The organism is Collinsella aerofaciens, assembly GCF_020181355.1.
Lineage (GTDB): Bacteria > Actinomycetota > Coriobacteriia > Coriobacteriales > Coriobacteriaceae > Collinsella.
The window spans coordinates 1,241,882-1,265,686 of record NZ_CP084004.1; the positions used below are offsets into that span (position 1 = coordinate 1,241,882).

General features: G+C 60.0%; 21 protein-coding genes and 1 tRNA gene. 14 read left to right on the top strand and 8 right to left on the bottom strand.

The genetic code is table 11. The features are described 5' to 3' along the window. Positions 1 to 118 precede the first annotated feature (118 nt). The 3 genes from LCQ44_RS05325 to LCQ44_RS05335 all read left to right on the top strand — a co-directional run bounded on the left by LCQ44_RS05325 (position 119) and on the right by LCQ44_RS05335 (position 3,309). Positions 119 to 1,489: a serine hydrolase domain-containing protein gene (locus LCQ44_RS05325; RefSeq protein ID WP_225093248.1), complete on the top strand. Its 1,371-nt coding sequence runs from the start codon at positions 119 to 121 to the stop codon at positions 1,487 to 1,489. A gap of 456 nt (positions 1,490 to 1,945) precedes the next feature. Beyond that, positions 1,946 to 2,437, top strand: coding sequence for a helix-turn-helix domain-containing protein (locus LCQ44_RS05330; protein WP_225093249.1), 492 nt, complete (start codon positions 1,946 to 1,948; stop codon positions 2,435 to 2,437). A gap of 29 nt (positions 2,438 to 2,466) precedes the next feature. Continuing rightward, complete coding sequence (locus LCQ44_RS05335) at positions 2,467 to 3,309, top strand: IS3 family transposase (protein WP_263634096.1); 843 nt, start codon at positions 2,467 to 2,469, stop codon at positions 3,307 to 3,309. A 66-nt stretch (positions 3,310 to 3,375) separates the two neighbouring features. On the opposite strand, the gene LCQ44_RS05340 is transcribed toward LCQ44_RS05335, so the two are convergent. From LCQ44_RS05340 to LCQ44_RS05355, 4 genes are all read right to left on the bottom strand, one after another. Next, a tRNA-Glu gene (locus LCQ44_RS05340) sits at positions 3,376 to 3,452 on the bottom strand. A gap of 299 nt (positions 3,453 to 3,751) precedes the next feature. Then, the gene (locus LCQ44_RS05345) at positions 3,752 to 5,929 is read right to left on the bottom strand and encodes a MurT ligase domain-containing protein (RefSeq protein WP_225093250.1); all 2,178 of its coding nucleotides are present in this window, start codon (positions 5,927 to 5,929) and stop codon (positions 3,752 to 3,754) included. A gap of 45 nt (positions 5,930 to 5,974) precedes the next feature. Continuing rightward, positions 5,975 to 7,018 carry a hypothetical protein gene (locus tag LCQ44_RS05350; RefSeq protein WP_225093251.1) on the bottom strand — a complete coding sequence of 348 codons (1,044 nt, stop codon included), beginning with the start codon at positions 7,016 to 7,018 and terminating at the stop codon, positions 5,975 to 5,977. After that, positions 7,018 to 8,094 carry a hypothetical protein gene (locus LCQ44_RS05355; protein WP_225093252.1) on the bottom strand — a complete coding sequence of 359 codons (1,077 nt, stop codon included), beginning with the start codon at positions 8,092 to 8,094 and terminating at the stop codon, positions 7,018 to 7,020. The genes LCQ44_RS05350 and LCQ44_RS05355 overlap by 1 nt, the downstream gene beginning before the upstream one ends. Before the next feature lie 500 nt (positions 8,095 to 8,594). Here LCQ44_RS05355 and LCQ44_RS05360 point away from each other — a divergent pair, with 500 nt between their 5' ends. The 6 genes from LCQ44_RS05360 (at position 8,595) to LCQ44_RS05385 (ending at position 14,612) form a co-directional block, all read left to right on the top strand. Continuing rightward, positions 8,595 to 9,818, top strand: a complete 1,224-nt coding sequence (locus LCQ44_RS05360; protein WP_006234677.1) for an iron-containing alcohol dehydrogenase — start codon at positions 8,595 to 8,597, stop codon at positions 9,816 to 9,818. A gap of 83 nt (positions 9,819 to 9,901) precedes the next feature. After that, positions 9,902 to 11,002: a glycerol dehydrogenase gene (locus LCQ44_RS05365; RefSeq protein WP_225093253.1), complete on the top strand. Its 1,101-nt coding sequence runs from the start codon at positions 9,902 to 9,904 to the stop codon at positions 11,000 to 11,002. 113 nt (positions 11,003 to 11,115) lie between these two features. Further along, positions 11,116 to 11,622 (top strand): iron-containing alcohol dehydrogenase, encoded by a 507-nt coding sequence (locus LCQ44_RS05370; RefSeq protein ID WP_217107590.1) that lies wholly within the window; start codon positions 11,116 to 11,118, stop codon positions 11,620 to 11,622. A gap of 150 nt (positions 11,623 to 11,772) precedes the next feature. Continuing rightward, entirely contained in the window at positions 11,773 to 13,026 is a 1,254-nt protein-coding gene (locus tag LCQ44_RS05375; protein ID WP_225093254.1) for a 4Fe-4S binding protein, read from the top strand. A gap of 114 nt (positions 13,027 to 13,140) precedes the next feature. Continuing rightward, positions 13,141 to 14,217, top strand: a complete 1,077-nt coding sequence (gene ychF, locus LCQ44_RS05380) for a redox-regulated ATPase YchF (protein WP_035136922.1) — start codon at positions 13,141 to 13,143, stop codon at positions 14,215 to 14,217. 41 nt (positions 14,218 to 14,258) lie between these two features. Continuing rightward, positions 14,259 to 14,612, top strand: a complete 354-nt coding sequence (locus LCQ44_RS05385) for a DUF1648 domain-containing protein (RefSeq protein WP_225093255.1) — start codon at positions 14,259 to 14,261, stop codon at positions 14,610 to 14,612. A 9-nt stretch (positions 14,613 to 14,621) separates the two neighbouring features. Here LCQ44_RS05385 and LCQ44_RS05390 read toward each other — a convergent pair whose 3' ends face one another. Next, positions 14,622 to 15,011 carry a hypothetical protein gene (locus tag LCQ44_RS05390; protein WP_138111664.1) on the bottom strand — a complete coding sequence of 130 codons (390 nt, stop codon included), beginning with the start codon at positions 15,009 to 15,011 and terminating at the stop codon, positions 14,622 to 14,624. A 75-nt stretch (positions 15,012 to 15,086) separates the two neighbouring features. Here LCQ44_RS05390 and LCQ44_RS05395 point away from each other — a divergent pair, with 75 nt between their 5' ends. Then, on the top strand, positions 15,087 to 15,305 hold the full coding sequence (locus LCQ44_RS05395; protein WP_035136926.1) for a helix-turn-helix domain-containing protein: 219 nt from the start codon (positions 15,087 to 15,089) through the stop codon (positions 15,303 to 15,305). Positions 15,306 to 15,327: 22 nt separating this feature from the next. On the opposite strand, the gene LCQ44_RS05400 is transcribed toward LCQ44_RS05395, so the two are convergent. Continuing rightward, positions 15,328 to 16,341 (bottom strand): asparaginase, encoded by a 1,014-nt coding sequence (locus LCQ44_RS05400; protein WP_225093256.1) that lies wholly within the window; start codon positions 16,339 to 16,341, stop codon positions 15,328 to 15,330. Between the two features lie 268 nt (positions 16,342 to 16,609). Between LCQ44_RS05400 and guaA the strand changes: the two genes are divergently transcribed. Both guaA and LCQ44_RS05410 read left to right on the top strand, forming a co-directional pair. Next, the gene (guaA, locus tag LCQ44_RS05405) at positions 16,610 to 18,208 is read left to right on the top strand and encodes a glutamine-hydrolyzing GMP synthase (protein ID WP_225093257.1); all 1,599 of its coding nucleotides are present in this window, start codon (positions 16,610 to 16,612) and stop codon (positions 18,206 to 18,208) included. Between the two features lie 243 nt (positions 18,209 to 18,451). After that, positions 18,452 to 18,820 (top strand): hypothetical protein, encoded by a 369-nt coding sequence (locus LCQ44_RS05410; protein WP_225093258.1) that lies wholly within the window; start codon positions 18,452 to 18,454, stop codon positions 18,818 to 18,820. 370 nt (positions 18,821 to 19,190) lie between these two features. Here the strand turns inward: LCQ44_RS05410 and LCQ44_RS05415 are convergent, their stop codons facing one another. Continuing rightward, on the bottom strand, positions 19,191 to 19,610 hold the full coding sequence (locus tag LCQ44_RS05415) for a YjdF family protein (protein ID WP_225093259.1): 420 nt from the start codon (positions 19,608 to 19,610) through the stop codon (positions 19,191 to 19,193). A 284-nt stretch (positions 19,611 to 19,894) separates the two neighbouring features. Here LCQ44_RS05415 and LCQ44_RS05420 point away from each other — a divergent pair, with 284 nt between their 5' ends. Continuing rightward, positions 19,895 to 20,077, top strand: a complete 183-nt coding sequence (locus LCQ44_RS05420) for a hypothetical protein (protein ID WP_225093260.1) — start codon at positions 19,895 to 19,897, stop codon at positions 20,075 to 20,077. A 147-nt stretch (positions 20,078 to 20,224) separates the two neighbouring features. Further along, on the top strand, positions 20,225 to 20,755 hold the full coding sequence (locus LCQ44_RS05425) for a flavodoxin family protein (protein ID WP_225093261.1): 531 nt from the start codon (positions 20,225 to 20,227) through the stop codon (positions 20,753 to 20,755). 796 nt (positions 20,756 to 21,551) lie between these two features. On the opposite strand, the gene LCQ44_RS05430 is transcribed toward LCQ44_RS05425, so the two are convergent. Then, positions 21,552 to 23,792: a DNA gyrase subunit A gene (locus LCQ44_RS05430; protein WP_225093262.1), complete on the bottom strand. Its 2,241-nt coding sequence runs from the start codon at positions 23,790 to 23,792 to the stop codon at positions 21,552 to 21,554. Positions 23,793 to 23,805 lie beyond the last annotated feature (13 nt).

A 23,805-nucleotide genomic window follows, 5' to 3' on the forward strand; every position in this document is an offset into this window, starting at 1 on the left:
CCGAGGGCGACCTTGTCTTGTGCTGGTTTCGTTTGAGAGGCAGTGGTTGAGAGTGTCTAATATTATCTTTGACAATAGGATGGGCGAGGCGTGCCTTGCGGCGTGGAGGTCCGCGGGCGTGGAAGTCCGCTCGGTCGTGGTTCGACAAGATGGTGAAGTCGTCTTTGAGCATGCGGCTGCGCCGTTCGCCCTCGAACACGTTCACCCGCTCTACTCTGTGACTAAGTCCTTTACCTCGGTCGCTGTCGGGATGTTGGTGAATGAAGGGCGGCTGTCGCTGGCTGATCGCTGGATTTCATACTTCCCGGAATATGAAGGCGAGATCGCGGATGAGCGCTTTCGTAATGTGACGGTTCGCAATTTGCTGACTATGACGATGGGGCAGGAGAGTGACCTTTCGTATATTGGCGCGGGAGACGACTGGGCACATGAGGTTCTTCATCGTGAGTTTGACTGGAAGCCGGGCGAGGTCTTTCACTACGATTCGCTGTGTTCACATTTATTGAGCATGCTCGTGCAACGCATAAGTGGAACGAAAGAATCCGATTATCTCGCCGAACGTTTGTTTACGCCGTTAGGCATTAGAAGTTGGTGGTGGGAAGAGGATCAAGCCGGTCATACGACCGGAGGTTTTGGTCTTCACCTTTCGACACCGGATTTGGCTAAGTTTGGTCAATGTTTGCTGGATGGCGGCAAGTGGTGTGGGGAACAGATCATTCCCGCGGAATGGGTTGCCGAGGCGACGAAGATTCAGGTGGAAACGAGCCCCTTTTATCCGTCTGAGGCGACTGAAGACAGCAATGGCTATGGATACCAGTTCTGGATGTGCCGGCGCGGCGGATTCAGATGCTCTGGCCTTTTTGGGCAGCTGTGCTACATACGGCCCACAGATGGCCTTGTCATCGCTTGCTCGAGTTCCACGACAGGAAGTAAGGCGCTGCTTGATCCGCTGTATGAGGTATTGTTCAAAGAGTTTAGTGTTCGGGAAACGGTGGCTTCCGAACGTGACTTCGATAGCATTCCCGTGCCAGTTGGGTTGGCTTCTGGCGGACGTTTGAGTTCATTACGCCTTGAGGGCATTCATCATTGCATTTTCGGGGATTTTGAAGAGATCGATATTCGATTTCATGAGAATGAGCTGGATTTGTCTCTGTTGCGCGATGGTCGCGAGTACGGTGTGAAGGCTGGCTTCGAGTCTTGGGTTTGCAAATCGGGTGATGGGGCCGGAGTCGGAGACCTCTTTCCCTTTGTGACTCATGAAGCTGAGAAGGACGATGCACCCGTATGGGACGTTCGCAAGCTGTTTGCAGCGTATGCCTGGACTTCGCCAACGAATTTACAAATCGAGACCAGGGAGCTGGACTACACTCGGCGCTGCTTTATCGATGTACGGATCGGAGGTCTATATGCTGTGTGCAGAGTACGGGTCGAGGGAATGTGTTGTTTTCCGGCATCCTCGGAACTCACAGCGATTTTGAAGTTGGGGTAATTTTTCAAGACGTGCGATTGATAAGAAAGCTTGCCAACATTACGGCAAATGGAGGCGGAGCTGTCTCCAGGCAATGTTTTTCGATACGGACGTCTCAGATATCGTATTGCCTTTGGAACAAGATAATCACTTGTTGGAGCGCAGCAAAACGCGTTTCCTCGGCTCCGCGTCCTGTTGGGTTCGAATTCCGGCGCGTGGGTAGCAAGAAGCCCGTCACCACGGGGGTGACGGGCTTCTTGGATGCTGTGGTGCCCCCAGCGGGATGTTCGTGTGCGGCTGGCCCCGCCCGCTTCCGCTGCGTCGCTTCGCTCCTTGCGTGCTGCGCTGGAAAACGCTTCGCGTTTCCTCAGATCCGCACCCTGCCGGGTTCGAATCCCGGCATATCGGTAGCAAAAAGCCCGTCACCGCGTGAACTGCCTCCCATTTCTTGGACATGAGAAATGGGAGGCTTTCTTTATGCGCGTTGATTTGAGAGTGAAGCATGATATCGAGGCCAGGAAGGCGGCCATAGGGCTCTTCGAGCTCGGGCACGGGTATAAATCTGCCGCGATCGCCCTTTCGCTTCCCGTGGAAGCCGTGAGAAGATGGCAGGAGATATACCGCGCATTCGGGAGCGAGGTGCTGCTGCGCATGGACGGAAAGCAGGGCAGGTACACATACGAGCAGAAGGTCGCCGCCGCCTCCGCCGTCGTCGACGGCGGCATGACGAAGACCGAGGCGATGGCGGCGTTCGGCATAATGTCGATGTCGCCGCTCAAGAAGTGGTGCGCGCTATACCGCCGGGGCGGCGCGGAGGCCCTGCGCCCGAGGCCCAAGGGCCGGCCGAGCGGTTCCAAGGCGAGGCCGCGGACCCGCGAGGAGGAGCTCGAGGAGCGGTGCCGTAGGCTCGAGGCCGAGGTGGCCTACCTAAAAAAATTACGCGCCCTGGTCGAGAGGGACGGGCTCTGACCAGGGCGAAGGCCGAAGCGGTCGCGGCCCTGCGCGCCGAGGGGCACGCGCTCGGGCACCTGCTCGCATGCGCCGAGCTCAAGCGGTCGACCTACTACTACGCCCTCGCGCACCCGCCGAGGCCCACGCGCCCCGAGCTCTGGGAGGCGGCCGCCGAGATCTTCTCGCGCACCGCCAACGGCTGCGGGCACCGGCAGATAGCGATGTGCCTCAGGGCGGAAGAGGGGACCGTGATAGCCGACAAGACCGTGCTCAAGATGATGCGCGAGATGGGGATTCGCTGCGGTATCAGACGCGAGACGGCCTACCACAGGTACAACTCGTACAGGGGCGTCGTCGGCAGGACGTTCGAGAACGTGATCGCGAGGGATTTCGACGCCGGGGCCCCGTGGCGGAAGCTGGGAACGGACGTCACCGAGTTCAAGGTGGCGGGCGGCAAGGCCTACTGGGCCCCGACGCTGGACTTCTGCACCAAGGAGATCGTGGCGAGCGACATATCGACCACGCCCGACATGGCCCAGCAGGTCAGGATGCTCGACGAGCTGCTGTCCAAGATCCCCGAGGGCGCCGCCCCGACCATGCACTCGGACCGGGGCTGGCAGTACCAGCACGCCTCGTACACATCCAGGCTCGAGGCCGCCGGCATCGTCCAGAGCATGTCCAGGAAGGCGAACTGCATCGACAACGCCGCCACCGAGCAGCTCTTCGGCCACGTCAAGGACGAGTTCTACCGGGGCCGCGAGTGGGAGACGTTCGAGGATTTCAAACGCGACCTGGAGGAATACATAGTCCACTGGAACACGAGCCGGAGGCAGGTAAGATTGAAGGGCCTGACCCCGGAGGAGTTCCGGAATCAGGCCCTCGCGGCCTAGTCGCTATTTAGGGCGTCCAAGATTTGGGACGCAGTTCAGCGAGGGCAACGGGCTTCTCATTTTAAATGGTGCCCCCAGCGGGATTCGAACCCGCGATATCCACCTTGAAAGGGTGGCGTCCTTGGCCGCTAGACGATGGGGACAGCGGGAAAGAGTATAGCAGACTTTTTTGTCGGCGCGTATATCGTTGGCAAACTGGAAAACCACCACACAGGAGCTGGCCCTCTTCCTCGATCTTTAAAAATCTCAATCTGTAACATCTGGGCGGGCAAATCGGCTCTATCTGTTACAGATCGAGATAGACGGCGGGCGTCGGGACGAACATCTCAATCTGTAACAGTAAGACGACTTTTATCGGTCTAGATGTTACAGATTGAGACAAACTGCTGGGACGGGTCAAAACCACCACAAAGGTGCCTGTCCCCTTTGTGGTGGTAGGGCGCTAGGGGAGGAGCTTCATGGCGGCGTCGTGGGCGGCGTGCTCGTAGGTGTCGTCGAGGGGTTTGAGTGGCAGCAGCGCCATGGCCTGTGCGTCGCCGCGGCGCTCGAGAGCGTGGGCGATCAGCCAGTCGGCGAGCTCGGGGTTCTTGGGCAGCGCCGGGCCATGCAGATACGTGCCGATGACGCCCTTGTAGATGAGGCCCTCAAAGCCATCGTCGCCGTTGTTTCCGGTGCCCGTGACAACGGACATTCCGAGCGGTGTGGCGTCGGCGTCCAAAAGCGTGCGGCCGCCGTGGTTCTCGAATCCCACAAAGGGCTCGGGTGCCAGGTCGGTCTTGACGGCGACGTTGCCGATCAGGCGGTCGGAGCCGCGCACGGTCTCGGCGGCAATGATGCCCATGCCTTCGATGCGATCCTCACCCATGTAGTACGAACGACCGAGCAGCTGATAGCTGCCGCAGATGGCGAGTAGCGAACCGCTGTCCTCAACATAGGCCGCGACCTTGTCTTTTTGAGCGAGCACCTCGTGTGCCACAGCCAACTGGTCGCGATCGGAGCCGCCGCCCATCATGACGATATCGGCGTCGGTCAGGTCGAGCACCTCGCCCATGTGGACCTCGTCCACGCGCACGGGAATGCCGCGCCAGGCGCAGCGGCGTTCGAGCGCGATAACGTTGCCGCCGTCGCCATAGAGGTTGAGCGCATCGGGATACAGGTAGACGATGCGCAACGGGCGCGAAAGCTCGACCGGCGCGACGGCGGAAGGGATGGCGTTGCCATCGGCGCGGGCCACGGCGCGCCCGGCAACAACGTCGGCGGTGGCGCCCTTAAGCTCGTCGAGCTCCTTGACCAGCGGCGGGAAGGCCGTGTAGTTAGCGACGACGTAGAAAGTGTCGCCGGCGGCCTCGTCTGCCACGGTGCCAATTGCCTGCGCGACGTCCGAGATAATTGCGGCATTGATGCCGGCGTACTTGAGGCGCACCTGCATATCGTGTGCACGCGTGCCACCGGCAAAGGCGACAAGCCCTGGGGTATCGGCAATGCGCTCGAAGTCGACGTCGTAGATCCACGAAACATCGTGGCCGTCGGCGCTGTTGTCGTTCAGGAAGAAAGCGCAGAGTCTGCCGCCTGCCGTCTTAATGGACTGGATCTGTCGATCGAAGCCCACGGGATTCTTGGCCAGGTTTGCCTCGACGGTACGGCCGGTGATCTCCCAGCGGCCCATGCGTCCGCCGGCGGGCACGTAGGCATCGAGCGTGGGCTGCAGGTGCGCCGTATCCACGCCTAGCTCATGTGCGGCAAAGAATGCGGCGGCAACGTTGTAGACCATGTACAGGCCGTTGTAGCGCGTGGCGATGTGCGCGGCTGGTGCGCTGGAATCAGATCCAAACACCAGGTCAAAACCATAGCCATCGCGACTGAGCTCCACATTCGTTACGCGGCGGACCAGTGCGGGGCGTGCCCAACCGCACGAGGGGCAATGGTAGGCGCCGAGTTGACCATACTGTACGTAGTCGTACTCCAACGGGGCGTTGCACTGCGAGCAAAAACGCGAGTCGCTGATGCGGTCAGACTCGGTGTCGGTGGCGCCATCGATGCCAAAGGCAATACTCGCGTTGGGAACGCGCGCGGCAATCGAGGCGCACAGCGGGTCATCGGCGTTGTAGATGAGTGTCGTTGCCGGCGAAAGCTCCAGCGCGTGGGCGATGACCTCTTGGGTGTGATCGATCTCGCCATAGCGATCTAGCTGGTCACGGAACAGGTTGAGCAGCACGAAGTACGTCGGCTTGAGCTTGGGCAGGACGCGCACGGTGTAGAGCTCGTCGCACTCAAAGACGCCTACGCGCTTGCCGCTGCCGGCACGCTTGAGGCCGATGCGCGCCTCGAGCAGGGCGCCCACCACGCCCGGCTCCATGTTGTTGCCGGCGCGGTTGCATACCACGGTGGCGCCGCTGGCGGCAACGGCGTCGGCGATCAGGTTCGAAGTGGTGGTCTTGCCGTTGGTGCCGGTGATCACCACGCTGCGGTCGACAAGGCCCGCGAGGTCGCTTAACAGCTCGGGATCGATTTTCATGGCGATGCGGCCGGGGAGTACGCCGCCCTGGCGCTTAAGGACAGAGCGCAGCCCCCAGCGGGCGATATCGCTCGAGGTGCAGGCGAGAGATGAGCGGAAGTTCATGAAGCCGTTCCTAACGTGAATGACATGGTCGTGGCGTTTGCGCCGTTAAAAACCGTAACGGCGCGCAAATTCCTGGGCAAGCTGCGACACGTCTTCGCAGGCATTGGCCCAGGGGGCAAAGTCGGGAGTGTCCGAGATAATACCGTCCGCTTCCCAAACGGCCTGGTGCGAAAGATCCCAGGGATCGTGTGGCTCGGGCCGGCAGGGAAGGTATGGCGTCTGATACATGGGGTTCAGCAAAAAGAACGCGCCACCCTCGCAGCGGTTGGCAAACTCGCGCAGGGCGCGTGTCGCCGGGCGCATCTTGTTTGTTTTGAACAGCAGAATCGTACGGGCGAGCAGGTACCAGGGAGAGTTCTCGAGGGCATCGGCCCCTATCTGCTCCTCGAGCTGGTGGGCCAAGGCAAAAAAGTCGTCCTGGTCTTCCAGGCGTGCGAGGGCAAGCAGCACGGTGCCGGCGGCACGGGTGGGATAGCCTTCTGCCTTAAGGACGCGTCGGGCATAGTTGGCGGCAGCGCGGTAGCGGGCGCTCGCCATGCACAGCTGCGAGATGGCCTCGAGCGTGTGGAGCCATCCGATAAGTGCCGGCTCGCTCACGGTGAGATCTGCCGCCGTCACGCCGTCGGCCAAAACATTATTGGCCCAGTAGTGCGGGGCCTCCATATCAAACCCGGGCACGCTCTGTTGCAGGTAGTCGGCCGTGCTCGCCTCGAGCTTCATCAGGTCGCCCAGGCAGGCATCGACGGGCGTGTCCGCCAGGATGATGGCGAGCAGCTGCGCGTCGACGGCCAGTGCATCGACGCGGACAATCTTGAGCAGCTCATCGCGCATGTCGTCGAACAGGCGATTGCGCGTCTGCTCAAACTCCTCGTCGCTGCCCATATCTTCGATGCGATGGAGCTCGTCGAGCAGGTGGCGATGAACACCGGCATAGGACAGCAGCGCCTGGGCATGCTCGGACTGCGCGTACTTTTGGGGATTCGCACTAATGTCGTTATGGACAAGCTCGCGTGCTGCATCGGTGAGCTCGGGGTGCGACGCCAGATAGGTGCGCTCCAGGTAGGCGGGGATGTAGACGCTCGGATCCATTAGAGGTCTCCTCCCTTAAATGGAAGCCCCTGCTCGGCTGCGCGCAGGATGCGCTCGTCGATTTGGGAGCGCACGATGTCGTTGGTGGCGACCCAGGCGGCAAAGCTGGCGTTGTCGGGGGCGCCCAGGCCCTCCTGCAGTACCGGCGTCGCCTCGGACAGCGCAAGGACAAGCTCGTCGGTGGAGCCCACACCCACGTTGACGCGGGCATAGACGCCATCGGGAAACTCGGTTTGGAAGTAGAGTGCCTCGGCTGCGTGCGGACACGAGCGCACCAGGATGCGCAGGTAGTGCTCGGCGCCCTCGTAATCCAGCTCGCGCCAGGCTGCGCTCATCAGTGCGATGAGCGTCCACGGGTCCAGGTCGCGCTCCGCATCTTTGGGACGGCGGCGCAGCGGCGCGTTGGCAAGATAGGGCACGGAGTGGGCGGAACGAAAACGCTTGAGCTCCTCGGCAGGGTATTCGAGCTTTGCCATGGCAAGCATCGCAGTATGGCGGACGCCGGCGGGGTCGTTGGGCGCAAAGTCCAAGCTGCGATTCGCGGCTTCGAGCGACATGCGGTAGCGTCCGCTAATGAGCGCGCGCGATACCAAGGCGGCAAGCCAGCGCAGGTAGGGGCGGCGCATAAGGTCGCCTGCGGCCTCACGCTCGTAGGGGTCCTGCGCCGAGGCGGTCTTGAGCGCCAGATCGTGCTCCACCTCGTCGCACTTGGACACCAGATACTGCACGTATTCCTCGTTGGAGCCGGCGGTGAGGGCGGTCAGCATGCGCTGAGCGTCCCAGTTGGTCGGGTCGAGCGCGGCTGCCTCGCGGAGCATGTTCTCGGCAGCTGCCTCTTCTTGCTCTGCCTGGGTATCGTCAGGGATAAAGGGAATGCGGTAGTCGACAGCCTCGACCACCTTGGCAATGAGGTGCCCGGCGCGGTCGCGGTCGTGCACGATGAGCGGTGCGGGGTTGCGGGTGAATTGTTCCATCAGACGCTCTACGGCGGCACCGTCGGTGAGCGGGATATTGTCGCGGCGCAAGGCCTCAAGAACGAGGCGATGGCAATCCTCTTGAATGGGATCGAATGCCATGGGGCCTCCTTTGCTGCGGTTAGGGTTCAAATGTTTCTATATAAGGTTCTAGTTTACCCGCATGTGGCACGCCGGGGGTGCCGCACTTGGACTTGCACCTTTGCACCACGAAGACGGATGTCGCACAAATGTCGGCACCTTGGACGACCGAGTGGTATCACGGTGCCGCAAACGGTCGATTTTTGGCGGCGAACGGTGCATATTTTGGAGGGGCACAGTCCTGCCCGGGATATGTGGTCAACCTTGATAAAACGTTTGCCCAGCTTGGGAGTATGAATGCCGCACAAGGGTCTTCAGGGATAGAAAAAACGTTTCATCATTGGCGGCTTTAGGTGAATAACTGACCAACCAGAACGGTAAAATAGTGTTTGTCTGAGCGTTGAGACGTTTAGACATCGCGCATTGTCATCGCCGGCAACGCGCAAACCGGTCCTAACGGAGCCAATTGGGTGCTCCGTTATATACGCAAGTCTAAGAGGGGCTTGTTTAGGAGGCACAGTATGGGACGTTTTACCAATCCTCGCGATTTGTACTTTGGTGAGGGCGCTCGCCACGAGGTGAAGAACCTCAAGGGCAAGAAGGCCATCATCGTTTCTGGCGGCAGCTCTATGCGCCGCGGCGGGTTCCTGCAGGACGTCGAGAACGACCTTAAGGAAGGCGGTTTCGAGGTCAAGCTGTTCGAGGGCGTCGAGTCCGACCCGTCCATCGAGACGGTCATGAAGGGCGCCGAGGCCATGCGCGAGTTCGAGCCCGACTGGATTATCGCCATCGGTGGCGGCTCGCCCATCGATGCCGCTAAGGCCATGTGGGTCTTCTACGAGTATCCCGAGGAGTCCTTCGATAACATCATCCAGCCGTTCAGCTTCCCCGAGCTGCGTCAGAAGGCTCATTTCTGCGCCATCTCCTCTACCTCCGGCACCGCTACCGAGGTCACCGCGTTCTCCGTCATTACCGACTACGCCAAGGGCATCAAGTACCCGCTGGCCGACTTCAACATCACCCCTGATGTCGCCATCGTCGACCCCGAGCTCACCTACACCATGCCCGCCAAGCTGTGCGCTCACACCGGCATGGATGCTCTGACCCACTGCATGGAGGCCTACGTTTCCACCTGCGCCTCTATGTTCACCGACGCCAACGCTCTGCACGGCATCCGCGAGATCGTCGAGTGGCTGCCCAAGTCCTATGCTGGCGACCATGAGGCCCGTCAGCACATGCACGAGGCTCAGTGCATCGCCGGTATCGCCTTCTCCTCGGGCCTGCTTGGCATCGTTCACTCCATGGCTCACAAGACCGGTGCTGCCTTTGAGAACGGCCACATCATCCACGGTGCTGCTAACGCCATGTACCTGGGCAAGGTCATCCAGTGGAACTCCAAGGATCCCCGTGCTGCCGAGCGTTACGCTTACGTGGCCAAGGAGATCCTGCACCTTCCCGGCGAGACCAACGAGGAGCTCATCGCTGCACTCGTCCAGAAGATTCGCGACCTCAACGACCAGCTCAACATTCCGCAGTCCATCAAGGATTACGCGAATGGTGGCGTGAAGGTCGACGCCGAGAACCCGCAGATGGTTTCCGAGGAGGAGTTCCTCGCCAAGCTGCCCGAGATCGCCGCGAACGCCGAGCAGGACGCCTGCACGCCCGAGAACCCGCGTGAGACCAAGGCTGCCGACTTCGAGAAGATCCTCAAGGCCTGCTACTACGACACCGACATCGATTTCTAATCGACTCTTGTTATCGTAACGAGGGGCTCCGCACGTATCTGTACGGAGCCCCTTTCTTTTTTCTTTTAGAGAATGGGATAGTTATGGCTGCAATTTTCAATAGCCCCAGCAAGTACATCCAGGGTCCGGACGAGCTCGCCAAGCTCGGCTCTTACGTTGAGCAGCTCGGCGCTAAGGCCCTCGTCATCGTGACGCCTTCGGGCAAGAAGCGCGTCGGTGCCAAGATCGAGGGCGGTTTTACCGAGGCTAAGGCCGAGCTGCTGTTTGAGGACTTTAACGGCGAGTGCTCCAAGGGCGAGGTCGATCGCCTGGTTGCGCTCGCCCGTGACAACGGTTGCGACATCATCGTCGGCGTCGGTGGCGGCAAGATCCTCGACACCGCGAAGGCCGTTGCCTATTACCTGGAATCCCCGGTTATCATTTGCCCCACCATTGCTTCGACCGATGCCCCGTGCTCGGCGCTTTCGGTGCTCTATACCGATGACGGCCAGTTCGACAAGTACCTCTTCCTGAAGGCAAACCCCAACATTGTCCTGATGGATACGACGGTTATCGCGGCGAGCCCGGTGCGCCTGACGGTTTCCGGTATGGGCGATGCACTCGCAACCTACTTTGAGGCCCAGGCGACGCATGATGCCGACGGTGGCACTTGCGCCGGCGGCAAGGGCGGCATGGCTGGCTTGGCGCTCGCCAAGCTCTGCTACGAGACGCTTATGGCCGATGGCGTCAAGGCCAAGGTCGCGCTGGAGAAGGGTGCGCTCACGCCTGCCGTCGAGCACATCATCGAGGCCAATACGCTGCTTTCGGGCATTGGCTTTGAGAGCTCGGGCCTTGCTGCTGCTCATGCCATCCACAATGGCCTGACGATGCTGCCCGAGTGCCACGGCATGTATCACGGCGAGAAGGTCGCCTTTGGCACTATCGTCCAGCTGGTACTCGAAGATGCTCCGACTGAGAAACTCGAGGAAGTCTTGGGCTTCTGCATTGAGCTGGGCCTACCGGTCACGATGAAGGAACTTGGCGTTGCCGAGCTTACGCGCGAGCAGGTCATGATTGTTGCCGAGGCCGCGTGCGCGCCCGAGGACACCATGTGCAACATGCCGTTTGAGGTGACGCCCGAGATGGTCGCAAACGCCATCCTGGGTGCCGACGCGCTGGGCCACTACTATCTCATGGATGAGTAAATCAAGCTAAGGAAGGGGCAAAGCCAGCAGGTGGCTTTGCCCCTTTTTGCTATGGTGCAAAGGGGTCAGGTTGCTTTGCACCAATTATTGTTGATGAAAGGGCGGATTCTCGTATGGCGCTTCCCATGGTTTATGGCGGTCCCGGACGATATGTTCAGGGGCCGGGTGAGCTCTCGCGTCAGGGCAGGTATTTGTCATGGTTGGGCTGCGCTGCCTATGTCTTGTTTGACCAGGGCACCGAGGATCGGCTGTGCAGGCAGATCGTCGATGGATTTCTGGATGAAGATCTAAGCGAGCCGTTCTTTAAGATTTACAACGGTCCGTGTACGGAAGATGCCGTTGTCGAAATGGCCAAGGAAGCCCGGGCCGAGTATTGCGACATGGTGGTGGGCATTGGCGGCGGCAAGATGCTCGATATCGCCAAGGCCGTTGCGTTTTATGCCGAGTTGCCGTTGTGCGTATGTCCCACGGCGGCGTCGATGGACGGTCCGTGCAGCGAGATTTCCGATGCCGATCTGCAGGGTGTTGCAAATGCGGTCTTTAGAAACGAGCGCAATATGGCCAACGAGCAGGCCAAGGTGACCAAACAGAAGCTCGTGCAGCTCATGTGCGAGGCATAGCTTGGCGCTTGATTGACCTTGTGCAATCGGGGCGGCGATAGGCCATGGGTTATTTCCCTCAAGGTGCACCGCGTGTAATTTGCCCGAGGCGTGGGCCGATGGCGTATCATTATCTCTTGCTTGTTTGCACTGCTCAGGGAGGGGCCGCGCATGGCGCAGGAACACGATCTGTTTGATGACATTATCGAGATCAGCAAGGGTTTCGACTTTCTTAAAAACCCGCTTGGCGGTGTGACCGATGCACTCGATCCCTCGGCGCCTCAATGGAATCCTGCTGACTACAAGGAGCGCCCGCGCGGCAACACCATTCCGTGCCTGACCTGCAAAAACGAAAAGAGCGGCTGCACCGCGTGCATGGACGTGTGCCCGGTCAACGCTATCGAGGTCGAGGAAGACGCCATCGAGATCCTCGACTCCTGTCGCAAGTGCGGCCTGTGCGCCGCTGCCTGTCCGACCGAGGCGATCATCTCGCCGCGCCTGGCGCCCAAAAACGTCTACGACGACATTGTCTCGGCGGCTACGAGCCACGAGACCGCCTACGTCACCTGCACGCGTGCCCTTAAGCGCATGCCGCGCGAGAACGAAGTCGTCGTTGCCTGCGTGGGCGATATTACGGCCGAGACCTGGTTCTCGGTACTGGCAGACTATCCCAACGTGAGTGTGTACCTGCCGTTGGGCGTGTGCGATAAATGCCGCAACACCGGCGGTGAGGACATTCTGGGCGAGGCGATTGCGAAGGCCGAAGAGTGGTCTGGCACGGGTATGGGCCTGGAGGTCGATCCCAAAAGCCTCAAATGCCATAAGCGCCGCGAGTACGAGCGCAAGGAGTACATGGATAAGATCGCCCGCACCACGGGCCTGACGGTGACCAAGCTCAATCCGGCGACGGCGGCGCTGGCCTCGGTGACGCAGAAGCTCAAGGCCCATCGCCATCAGATTACCCAGCTGGAGCGCACGCTCAACACCATGTGCGGCACCACGACGACCAAGCGTCGCCGTTCGCTCACGCACGGGCGTCAACTGGTGCTCTCGACGTTGCAAAACCACCCCGAGCTTGCCCAGAACATGCAGGTGAGCACACCGGAGTGCGATTTTGACAAGTGTACGTCGTGCGGCGAGTGCGTCAACGTGTGCCCCACGTTTGCCTGCGATCTGGTGGGAAGCGGCCGCTTTGCGTTGGAGTCCACGTATTGTTTAGGCTGCGGCGCCTGTGTCAAGGTTTGTCCCGAGCATGCGCTCAAGCTGGTCGAGCACGATGCGTCCAATCTGGTCGTCGTCGACCCCGAGGCCGAGGAAAAGGCCGCTCAGAAGGCCAAGGCCCACGAAGAGGCCCAGAAGGCCAAGGCCGAAGCAAAGGCCAAGCTCGACAAGATGCTCGATCAGGTGGAGAAGCTCGCGGACTAGCCAGCGACCCCAATCTTTGCTTCATTTGCGCCGCCGCGGTGTCCGGATTCGCCCGGATGCTGCGGCGGCGCTATACTTATGCAGTTTGAAGTACCTGTACCAAAAGGAGCTGTCGTGTCCCTTTCCATCGGTATCGTGGGCCTGCCCAACGTGGGCAAGTCGACGTTGTTCACCGCGCTTACCAAAAAGACCGGCCTTGCCGCCAACTACCCGTTTGCCACGATCGACCCCAACGTGGGTATCGTCGACGTGCCCGATAGCCGCTTGCAAAAGCTTGCCGACATCGTTAACCCGGGTCGCATTGTGCCGGCGACGGTCGAGTTCGTCGACATCGCAGGTCTGGTGAAGGGCGCTAACGAGGGCGAGGGCCTGGGCAACCAGTTCCTGGCCAACATTCGCGAGACCGACGCCATCTGCGAGGTCGTGCGCTACTTTAAGGACCCCAACGTCATGCGTGAGGTGGGCCGCACGGGCGAGTTCGTCGATCCCGCCGGCGATGCCGACACCATCATGACCGAGCTCATCCTGGCCGACATGGGCACGCTCGAGAAGCAGCTGCCTAAGCTCGAGAAGGAGGCCAAGCGCGACAAGGAGCTCATGCCCAAGTTCGAGGTTGCCAAGCGCCTGCTTGCCTGGCTCAACGAGGGCAAGCGCGCCGCATCCATGGAGATGACCGACGAGGAGCGTGCCGCCGCCAAGGGGCTGTTCCTGCTCACCATGAAGCCCATCCTGTATGTGGCCAACGTGGACGAGGATATGCTCAACGACGATCTGGCGCCCATCGATGGTGTCAAGCCGCTGCCCATCTGCGCCAAGATCGAGGCAGAGCTTTCCGAGCTCGATCCCGAGGACGCCGCCGACTACCTGGAGAGCCTGGGCCTGGAGCAGCCCGGCCTGGACGTGCTCGCTCAGGCTGCCTACAAGCTGCTCGGCCTGCAGTCGTTCTTTACGGCCGGCGAGATGGAGGTCAAGGCCTGGACGGTTCGTCAGGGCGCGACCGCCCCGCAGGCCGCCGGCGTCATCCACACCGATTTTGAGCGCGGCTTTATTAAGGCCGAGGTCATTGGCTACGACGACTACATCGAGCTCGGCGGCGAGCAGGGCGCCAAGGCCGCCGGCAAGCTGCGTATTGAGGGCAAGGACTATGTCATGGCCGATGGCGACGTCGTGCACTTCCGCTTTAACGTGTAAGGGCGACGCATATGTTTAAATATGGCAAAAAAGCTGGGTACATGGGTATTGCGCTGCTCGTACTTGCGGTGATCCCGCTGGTGGTTGCAGCGTGTGTTATCCCCAACATTGGCCCCGAGGTGGCAACGAAGTTTAACGCCGCCGGCGAGGTGACGCGCTGGGGCAAGAGCTACGAGCTGTTGGCGCTGCCGGTACTCAATCTGCTGCTGAGCGTGGCGACGTACTTTACGGCGGGACGCCAGGCAAAAAATAATGATGACTCCGCCGCCATGGCGCGCATCGTGTGTGAGCGCTACCTGCGCAACGGTTGCATCACGGGTGTGTTCCTCAACGTGATCAACGTTTACTTTATGTACTCGGCGATTACTGGAACGGGCTTTGGCTTTGGTTTCTAGCTTGTCCTTTTAGGCAACGAGCCTGCACGCATATTCAATGGCTGCTGCGAGGCCGCCGCTCGATCGTGGTTTAAAGACCATGTCGGCGGCGGCCTCGTTTTCGTATCCGGCGCCGCGAAGGGCGAGTGCGATACCGGCTTCCAGGAGAAGGGGCAGACCGCGTTGGCTGGTTGCGATCACGGCAGCCTGATTGAGCGAGCAGCTGTGCGCTTGGCATTGGATGGCAAGTTCACCTTGCGCCGGGCAAGGGACCAGAATGGCGGCGACGCGACTTGATAGCAATGCAAATGCCGTGCGCTCATCGGGCGAAAGGGCTTCTGCTTCAACGACGACGAGCTTGGGCGGTGCGCTGTTTGTGCGAAGCGTGGCTCGGTACATGCGGACCGAAGAACCCGACATAGAAAACTCCTGTGTATTCGGCAAAACGTAAACTATAGTTTACGTTTATGTTCGGCTCCATTTCAACTCGGCTGCATGGACGAACGTGCGAAACAGATTCTTGGCAGGCGGGTCGAAGAGACACGCAGGGACCTTGGTATCTCCAAGGTTGATTTTTGTGTGGCGACAGGAATCAGCCGACCCTACCTCGACCGAATCGAAGATGGGACGGCAAATTTCACGCTCAAGGTTCTATTTAAGATCGCGCCCGCACTCGGCATGACGGTGTCAGAGCTTCTCGAGGGCATCGAATAGGGGATACCCGTCGACAACTGAATTACGCCATCGGGATACGGTCGTGGTTGACTTGGCTGTAGAACAGGCGCTGGATCTCGGCGGCATCGCGTGACTGGCCGAGCGCCCACATGGTTTTGGCCACGAGCGTCTCGGTGGTCATATCGTCGCCGCGCAAAATACCCGGATGATCGGCGTAAGCTCGGCCGACCTCATAAACACCCAGGTCAAGGCCCTCCTCGGGGACCTGCGTGGTCATAACGACGGTGCGACCCGAATCGACCCAGCGGAAAATTGCCTCTTGGAACGAATCGCCGGACTCGCCAAACTCGGGAATACCGCCAATGCCAAAGGTCTCAAGAATTACAGCATCGTAGCTATCGGCTAGGGCGTCCAGGATACCCGGGTTCACGCCGGGCGTCAGCTTAAGGACAAATACGCGCGGATCGATACTGTCGTAGAAACGCACCGGGCTCTCATTCTGATGAGTGCCGTGAAGCCCGTTGCGCACAATGCGGTCGTTGCGGATGTAGGCAATGGGCGGATAGTTGACGCTAATGAACGCGTTAAAGCTCATGGTGCGCTGCTTGCGGGCGCGCGTGCCAGCAATGGCGACGCCGCCAAACACGATCGAGACGTCGTGCGAATGCTCGTCGAGTGCATAGAGCAGACTCTGGTACAGGTTGAGCTTGGCATCGGTAAAGGGGTTGCCCATGGGCTTTTGCGAGCCGGTGAGCACGATGGGCTTGGGGCTGTCCTGAATCAGATAGGAAAGCGCCGCCGCGGTGTAGCTCATGGTGTCGGTGCCGTGCAGAATCACGAAGCCGTCGTGGTCGGAATAACCTTCGACGATGACATCGCGGATGCGCATCCAGTCGCTCGGGCGCATATTGGTGCTGTCGATGTTCATGGGCTGCACGACGTCGAGCTCGCAGAGGCCCGAGATCTCGGGGACGCTCTGGGCGAGTTCCTCACCGGTCAGGGCGGGGGAGAGGCCGTTGCCGTCCTCGGTCGATGCGATGGTGCCGCCCGTGGCGATGAGAAGGATGCGCTTCATGCTGGTATTCCTATCGTATTTGCCGCCGCAGAGGCGGAGTCGTTCGGCAGTATTGTGGCACAGAGCGTTCAATGTTCAAACGTATTACATCATCTGTAACGTCTGGTAACACTTCAATTGCCGTCAAATAGGGGCCCAGGTCGTGCGTTTGCCGTGCGCTGATGGCTGCGAGGGACGAGAAACCCCATATAACGTGTACACTATGGAGGTTATTTTCGTTCATTCACGCGGGTGGGCACCGGCTCCCCGCCAACAAGAGGGGGATACCATGGATCAAAAGGCTTCCGCAAAGGTCCTCGTACTCGACTTTGGTGCGCAGTACGGTCAGCTCATTGCCCGTCGCGTCCGCGACCTCAACGTGTATTCCGAGATTGTCCCCTGCGACATCTCGGCCGACGAGATTCGCGAGATGAACGCCTCTGCGCTCATCCTTTCCGGCGGTCCGGCTTCCGTGTATGCCGAGGACGCTCCGTCTATAGATCCCGCCATCTTTGACCTGGGCCTTCCCGTCCTGGGCTTCTGCTACGGCCATCAGATCACGGCCGTGACGCTCGGCGGCAAGGTCGGCCACTCCGAGGTGGGCGAGTACGGCCGCGCCACCATCACGCGCACGGCCGGCGCCAAGCTCTTTAACTCCACGCCCATGGAGCAGACCGTGTGGATGAGCCACCGCGACGCCGTTTCCGAGGTGCCCGAGGGCTTTACCGTTACCGCCAGCACTGACGTGTGCCCGGTTGCCGCCATGGAGTGCGTCGAGCGCAAGATTTTCACCACGCAGTTCCACCCCGAGGTCAAGCACTCCGAGTATGGTCAGCAGCTGCTGAGCAACTTCCTGTTTGAGATCTGCGGCCTGGAGCCCAACTGGAGCATGGACAACCTGGTCGAGACCATGACGGCCGAGTTCCGCGAGAAGGTCGGCGACGACCGCGTGATTCTGGCCCTGTCCGGTGGCGTCGACTCCTCCGTCGTGGCTGCGCTGGGCGCTCGCGCCGTGGGCAAGCAGATGACCTGCGTGTTCATCAACCACGGCCTGCTGCGCAAGGGCGAGCCTGAGCAGGTGGAGGAGGTCTTCACCAAGCAGTTTGACGTCGACTTTATCCACGTCCACGCCGAGGAGCGTTATGCCGAGCTTCTGGCCGGTGTGACCGAGCCCGAGGAGAAGCGCCGCATCATCGGCACGCAGTTCTGGAAGGAATTCTTTGCCGTGGCACAGCAGCTCGAGACCGACGGCAAGCCGGTGAAGTACCTGGCCCAGGGCACCATCTACCCCGACATCATCGAGTCTGGCGCGCGCAAGACGGGCGGCAAGGCGAGCACCATCAAGAGCCACCACAACCTCATTCCGTTCCCGGACGGTGTGCACTTTGACCTTATCGAGCCGCTCGACCACTTCTTCAAGGACGAGGTGCGTGCGTTGGGCCTGGCTCTGGGCCTGCCCGAGCACATCGTGTTCCGTCAGCCGTTCCCGGGCCCGGGCCTTGCCATCCGCATCATCGGCGCGGTGGACAAGGAGAAGCTCGAGATCCTGAAGAACGCCGACGCCATCGTGCGCGAGGAGCTTGACGCCTACAACCAGAGACTGTTCGAGGAGACGGGCGACCGCAACTCCGAGCACAGCTGCTGGCAGTACTTCGCCGTGCTGCCCGACATCAAGAGCGTGGGCGTCATGGGCGACGAGCGCACCTACCAGCGCCCGATCATCCTGCGCGCCGTCGAGTCCAGCGACGCCATGACGGCCGACTGGGCGAAGCTGCCCTACGACGTGCTGGCGAGGATCTCTGGCCGCATCGTGGCCGAGGTCCCCGGCGCCAACCGCGTGTGCTACGACATCACGAGCAAGCCTCCTGCGACGATCGAGTGGGAATAGAAAATTCCTTAGTTATGGGGGCATAAATTTGATTTCCTTTAGGATAAACCCCCATAACTATATGAATTGACCAGCTGACTCCAATGAAGATTGGAGGGTAACTGCCAGGGGTGACGGCCCAGCGAGTGTTATTTTGCGAGCTATGCGCATTGAAATCGACCTTTCGTGGTATAAACTACTCGCCGGAAGCCGCGGCTTTCAGAGTACGGCTTACGTGTACGTTTAACCTCCGTGGGCGACGGGGTGCCGCAAGGCGTAGAATATCGCCCACCTGTAGGGGCCTGCAACGATGCGGGCCCCGCTTCGTATGAAGGGGGCGTAACCGATGAAGATCGTATCCATCCCCAGGACTTCTTCGACCTCGTCGAGGGCGACCGCGAGCCCATGCTTAAGCACAATCGCCCCTGCATCGTGGTGGTGAGGCTGCGTTTCCGCGGGAAGCGCAGGGACTTCGCCGTGCCGCTGCGCTCCAACATCGCCCCTAACGTGCCCAAAGACCAGTACTTTGCGTTGCCACCCCGCCCCACGACGCGCCCCGGCTGCCGCCACGGCATCCACTACATCAAGATGTTCCCCATAACCAAGGCCTACCAGCGCCGCTTCAGGACCTAGGGCTCGGCCTACTACGAGACGTTCCGGCGCATCATCGATGGCAACACCAAGCGCATTGTCTCCGAGTGCCAGGCGTACCTCGACCGCTACGAGCGCGAGGGAAGGCCTCGCTTTGCCGTCGACATCGACCGCATCGTGGGGCTGCTGGAGGGCGAGAAGTAGGGCACCTCGGCTCAGTCTCGAGCCATGCGGAGTCGCTCCGCATTTTTGAACGCCGCGTGTGCGTCCCAAATACTTGAGAAACAAGCTGTGAAGTGCGGTGGCGCGCCCGTGCCCGTGCATAGCCGTCACCATCAGCGCCTACGCGGCGTCGGCTTCAAGTGGAACTGGCGCCGCTGCTGTATATGGTTTGCCTTGCTGCAAATAGCGATCAATGCCCGCGATGTTTCTGCTTGCGCTTCAGTTTTCTCTGTTCGTAGCGCGCATCAGCCTTTTCCACACGGCGTCGGCTTCTTGCTTGAGCCGACTCCCGCTTCATCGCTTCCCGCTGTGCCGCGAGCGCCTGTTGTGCCTTGGTGCTCACCGCGGGCCGTTTAAGGGCTTTCGCTGCCTCGCGAGCGCGCCGCTTGGGGTTCTTCGCGGGCTTGCTTGTTTCAGTGGCCTTGTCGCCGAAGAACGAGAGCTTCTCCCATTCGCTTGTAACGAATCGCAGAATCTCCTCATCGGACGGCTCCGCGCCGAAGACGATGCGGGCGACGCCATACCTTCCGCCCTCGACGTGCTCCGCCAGCCCGACCCAGAATTGACCGTCGTGATATACGGTCAGGGTGGACGACACGCTGATCTGCATGGTTGGTTCCTCCTTTATGTAGATGACCATGCAGAGAAGGGACAACCAAGGAGGCAGGTTACTGATGCGGACTAGCGCACGCCCACGACTACCCGACGGGGACTGTGTTTTCATCTCTGATGGCCGCATTGTGGCACGCGCGGACGCGCCCTTCGTCGCTGCCGACATGACATGGCTGGGATTCGTTTCTCGACACATCCTTTTGTATATTGCTTTCCCGGTTTCGAAACTTTAAATAAATTCGAGTTTCGAAACCGGGAAGGAGAGTGTATGTGAGAGGCGATATGAGCATCAACTTGATGCTCGAGGGGGAGCTCGCGTCGCTTCTGTCCATCGGGGACGTGTTCCCGAAGGTCCTCATCTCCTGCATAGGGCATGAGCCCTGCACCCGGGAAAGCGTACTCGTTCTAGACCTCGCGTGGTGCTGCTCGGTGAGCAGGGATTCTGAACACTACGTAGGGATATAGCGCGACAGGGGGGGTGCAGCACCGTTTGCGCCTTGTCTAGAGAGCACGAACGAGAGATGTGGTTTGCGGACGACTGAATAGCTCCATCTGTTTTGGTTACAACGAAATGTGTGCCGTGCGCCCGCGGCATGAAGGAGGGAGATTTCTATGAATATCGTTGTATTGAGTGGTAGCCCGCGCAAGGGCGCCAATACCGACACCATGGTCGAGGCGTTTGCCGAGACCGCGCGCGAGGCCGGCCATACAGTCGAGGTCATCCGCGTTGCCAGCAAGAAGATCGCTGGTTGTCTGGGATGCCAGTACTGCTTTACCCATGAGGGCACCTGTGTGCAGAAGGATGACATGGCCAACGTGATTGAGCCGCTGAAAGGCGCCGACATGGTTGTCTTCGCTTCGCCCATCTACTGGTTTGATATCACCGCGCAGGAGAAGGCCGCCATCGACCGCCTGTACGCCTTCGGTGCCACGGGCTTCCCGTTCACCAAGACGGCCCTTTTGCTCGATAGCCACAGCGAGGGCGTCTATGATGCGGCGATCGCTATGTACAAGTCGACCTGCGCGTACTGCAAGTGGGAGGACCAGGGCATTGTCACCATCAGCGGTATGACCGAGCGCGACAGCATGGCATCGTCGCCCAAGTTGGAAGAGGTGCGAGAGCTCGCTCGCAAGCTCGCCTAAGGACAAGAAGAACGCATGGCAATCAGCGTTATTGGAAGTACTTGCCGTCCTTGCCGGGTGAATCGTTGATTGCCATGCACCGTTGCCCTTGTGGACAATCTCCGCGTGCTAGGAGACTTTCTCGCTCAGGAACTCCCTGAACGCGGGTATGTCAAAGCCGACGAGGCCACGTCCACGTTCCCCGATAACGCCGTCCTCGAGGAGGCGGCGTTTGTATTGGCTTGCGTAGTTGCTGGCGACGCCCATGCGTTTGGCTATCTCCGAGGTCCTGCTGGGGCCAGAATCGGGCAGCATCGCGAGCAAAAACTCAATGTCTTTATCGGAAAGCTCCCGATAGGTCGTTTCGAGAGAAGCCCGATGCCATGCTTCTCGAGTTGCCTGAAGATGCCATTCATGCACGTGCGCCAGTTGCCCTGGGCTTCTTGAACATATGTCCAATTGATGCCCACTGGACCAATTTGAACGCCGTTCATGCGCGCGTGAGACTGTGAAAGGTAGCTATCTGCCGCTTCTTTGGTTCGCTCGATAATATCTTCGAGCATGCCTGGCATGGCGGAGACATTTGCTGCGATCCATGGTGGCCCCTTTGCAGGTTTTGCTACTTTTTGCAACTTTTGCTAATTTTTGCAAGTTTTGCTAACGGTTTAACATGTCTTGTGCCGCGGGATTGCAGGAGTGAAAAACGGGGATTCCTATTATTCCGACTACGTTGCAACGAGCGGGGCCCGGAGCGCGATGTTGCTGCGCTCCGGGCCCCGCTGCATTGTAAAACCATGACGGTTTGGCTGCCGTTGTTTTAGTCAAACAGACTCGGCATGTCGTTTTCTTTCATGAGGGCACCGGCGGAGGGCAGACTCTGCGCGGTGAACTTTTCGGCCGAGACGCCGGCGCCAAGGATCTCCTCGGTTGTGCCGACGGTGGTGACCGAGCGGCCCTTCTTGGCGGTAAAGGCTTGGACGCCCTGCGTGTTGGTGGTCGTCTTGGTCTTGAGCAACGACGTGTTGAAGTTCATCAGACGGTAGTCGCTCGAGACCAGCGCGATGTCGCGATCTTCCTTGAGCACCTGGGCATACAGCAGCTTACTGCCGCCATAGATTGCGTTCTTAAGGCGCTTACGGTTGGTCTTGGTGACGTATCCAGAAAGCGCGACGCGTACCACGCGGCCGTTCTCAAAGACAAACAGCACATCGGCCTTGTAATCCTCGGGGTCGATGACCCAGATGACGCTCTCGTCGGGGTCCATCTCAAGATCGGTCGGCAGGTACGAGCCCAGCTGGGCCGACTTGGTGTCCTCAAACGCCGCAACCTTGCACTTGTACACCTGGCTCTTGTTGGTAAAGACCAGCAGCTCGTGGGTGTTGGAGGACGGGAACTCGATAAAGGGTTTGTCGCCGTCCTTGTACTTGAGCGTGGTCGCCTTCTTGAGTACGCGGTCCGTCATCTTCTTAAGGTAGCCATCGCGCGAGAGCATGATGGTGACCGGGTACTCCTCGACCTCGGGCTCCAGGCTCACCTCGATGACCTCGTGGGGCTCAATCCTGCCCGTGCGGCGCGGCATCACGTACTTCTTGTTGACCGCGGCCAGCTCGTCGCTGATGACCTTCTTGATGTTGTCTTCGCTCGAGAGAATCTCCTCCAGCTCGGCAATCTCACCCTCGAGCTTGGCGATGTCCTTGGTGCGGTTGAGGATGTACTCCTCGTTGATGTTGCGGAGCTTAAGTTCGGCAACAAACTCGGCCTGGGTCTCATCGATGTCGAAACCCTTCATAAGGTTTGGCACGACCTCGGCCTCGAGCTTGGTGCCGCGGATGATGGCGATGGCCTTGTCGATGTCGAGCAGGATCGCCTCAAGGCCGTGCAACAGGTGCAGGCGCTCGGACTTTTTGCCCAGGTCAAAGTTAATGCGGCGACGCGTGGACTCAATACGCCACTTGACCCACTCGTGCAGAATCTGGCGCACGCCCATAACGCGGGGATAGCCGTCGACCAGCACGTTAAAGTTGCACGAGAACGAATCCTGCAGCGTGGTCGAGCGATAGAGCTTGGCCATGAGCTTGTCGGGGTCGACACCGCGCTTAAGGTCGATGGCGATGCGCAGACCCGACAGGTCGGTCTCGTCACGGATGTCAGCGATCTCCTTGACCTTGCCCTCTTTGGAAAGCTTGACGATGCGCTCGATGATGACATCGGTCTTGGTGGTGTAGGGGATTTCGTAGACCTCGATGATGCGCTCTTCGGGAATCCAGCGCCAGCGGGAGCGGATCTGGAAGCTGCCAAGGCCGGTCTCGATAATCTTTTCCATCTCCTCGCGGCGGTAGATGATCTCGCCGCCGGTCGAGAAGTCGGGCATGGGCATGTATTCGAGCAGGTCGCAGTCGGGGTCCTGCAGGTAGTGCATTGTGGCAGTGCAGACCTCGTTGAGGTTGAAACCGCAGATGTCGGACGCCATGGCGACGCCGATGCCCTTATTGGCTGAGACGAGGATATTGGGGAACGTGGTGGGCAGCAGGCGCGGCTCCTTCATGGCGCCGTCGTAGCTGTCGACGAAGTCGACCGGGTCCTTGTCGATGTCCTTGAAGATCTCGGCGCTGATGGGGGAGAGCTTGGCCTCGGTGTAACGCGAGGCGGCGTAGCTCAGGTCGCCCGAATAGTACTTGCCAAAGTTGCCCTTCGACTCCACGAAGGGGGCGAGCAGTGCCTCGTTGCCGGTGGCAAGACGCACCATCGTCTCGTAGATCGCGGCGTCGCCGTGCGGATTGAGCTTCATGGTCTGGCCCACGATGTTGGCGCTCTTCTGGCGCTCGCCCTTGAGCAGACCCATCTTGTACATGGTGTAGAGCAGCTTGCGGTGCGAGGGCTTAAAGCCGTCGATCTCGGGGAACGCACGCGAGACGTTGACGCTCATGGCGTAGGGCATGTAGTTGACCTCGAGCGTCTGCGTGATCGGCTGGTCGGTGACCTCGGAGTGCAGGCCGATGACGTTCTCGGCGTTGACCTGCTTTTTCTTTGGCTGGTTCTTCGTCTTTTTCTTTGCCACGATATCCTCTTGA

Bases quoted from the DNA above. Each gene is read 5' to 3' on its own strand.
- LCQ44_RS05330 (WP_225093249.1), top strand. From the start codon at position 1,946: ATGCGCGTTGATTTGAGAGTGAAGCATGATATCGAGGCCAGGAAGGCG.
- LCQ44_RS05345 (WP_225093250.1), bottom strand. From the start codon at position 5,929: ATGAACTTCCGCTCATCTCTCGCCTGCACCTCGAGCGATATCGCCCGC.
- LCQ44_RS05350 (WP_225093251.1), bottom strand. From the start codon at position 7,018: ATGGATCCGAGCGTCTACATCCCCGCCTACCTGGAGCGCACCTATCTG.
- LCQ44_RS05355 (WP_225093252.1), bottom strand. From the start codon at position 8,094: ATGGCATTCGATCCCATTCAAGAGGATTGCCATCGCCTCGTTCTTGAG.
- LCQ44_RS05360 (WP_006234677.1), top strand. From the start codon at position 8,595: ATGGGACGTTTTACCAATCCTCGCGATTTGTACTTTGGTGAGGGCGCT.
- LCQ44_RS05365 (WP_225093253.1), top strand. From the start codon at position 9,902: ATGGCTGCAATTTTCAATAGCCCCAGCAAGTACATCCAGGGTCCGGAC.
- LCQ44_RS05370 (WP_217107590.1), top strand. From the start codon at position 11,116: ATGGCGCTTCCCATGGTTTATGGCGGTCCCGGACGATATGTTCAGGGG.
- LCQ44_RS05375 (WP_225093254.1), top strand. From the start codon at position 11,773: ATGGCGCAGGAACACGATCTGTTTGATGACATTATCGAGATCAGCAAG.
- LCQ44_RS05385 (WP_225093255.1), top strand. From the start codon at position 14,259: ATGGGTATTGCGCTGCTCGTACTTGCGGTGATCCCGCTGGTGGTTGCA.
- LCQ44_RS05390 (WP_138111664.1), bottom strand. From the start codon at position 15,011: ATGTCGGGTTCTTCGGTCCGCATGTACCGAGCCACGCTTCGCACAAAC.
- LCQ44_RS05395 (WP_035136926.1), top strand. From the start codon at position 15,087: ATGGACGAACGTGCGAAACAGATTCTTGGCAGGCGGGTCGAAGAGACA.
- LCQ44_RS05400 (WP_225093256.1), bottom strand. From the start codon at position 16,341: ATGAAGCGCATCCTTCTCATCGCCACGGGCGGCACCATCGCATCGACC.
- guaA (WP_225093257.1), top strand. From the start codon at position 16,610: ATGGATCAAAAGGCTTCCGCAAAGGTCCTCGTACTCGACTTTGGTGCG.
- LCQ44_RS05415 (WP_225093259.1), bottom strand. From the start codon at position 19,610: ATGCAGATCAGCGTGTCGTCCACCCTGACCGTATATCACGACGGTCAA.
- LCQ44_RS05420 (WP_225093260.1), top strand. From the start codon at position 19,895: ATGAGCATCAACTTGATGCTCGAGGGGGAGCTCGCGTCGCTTCTGTCC.
- LCQ44_RS05425 (WP_225093261.1), top strand. From the start codon at position 20,225: ATGAATATCGTTGTATTGAGTGGTAGCCCGCGCAAGGGCGCCAATACC.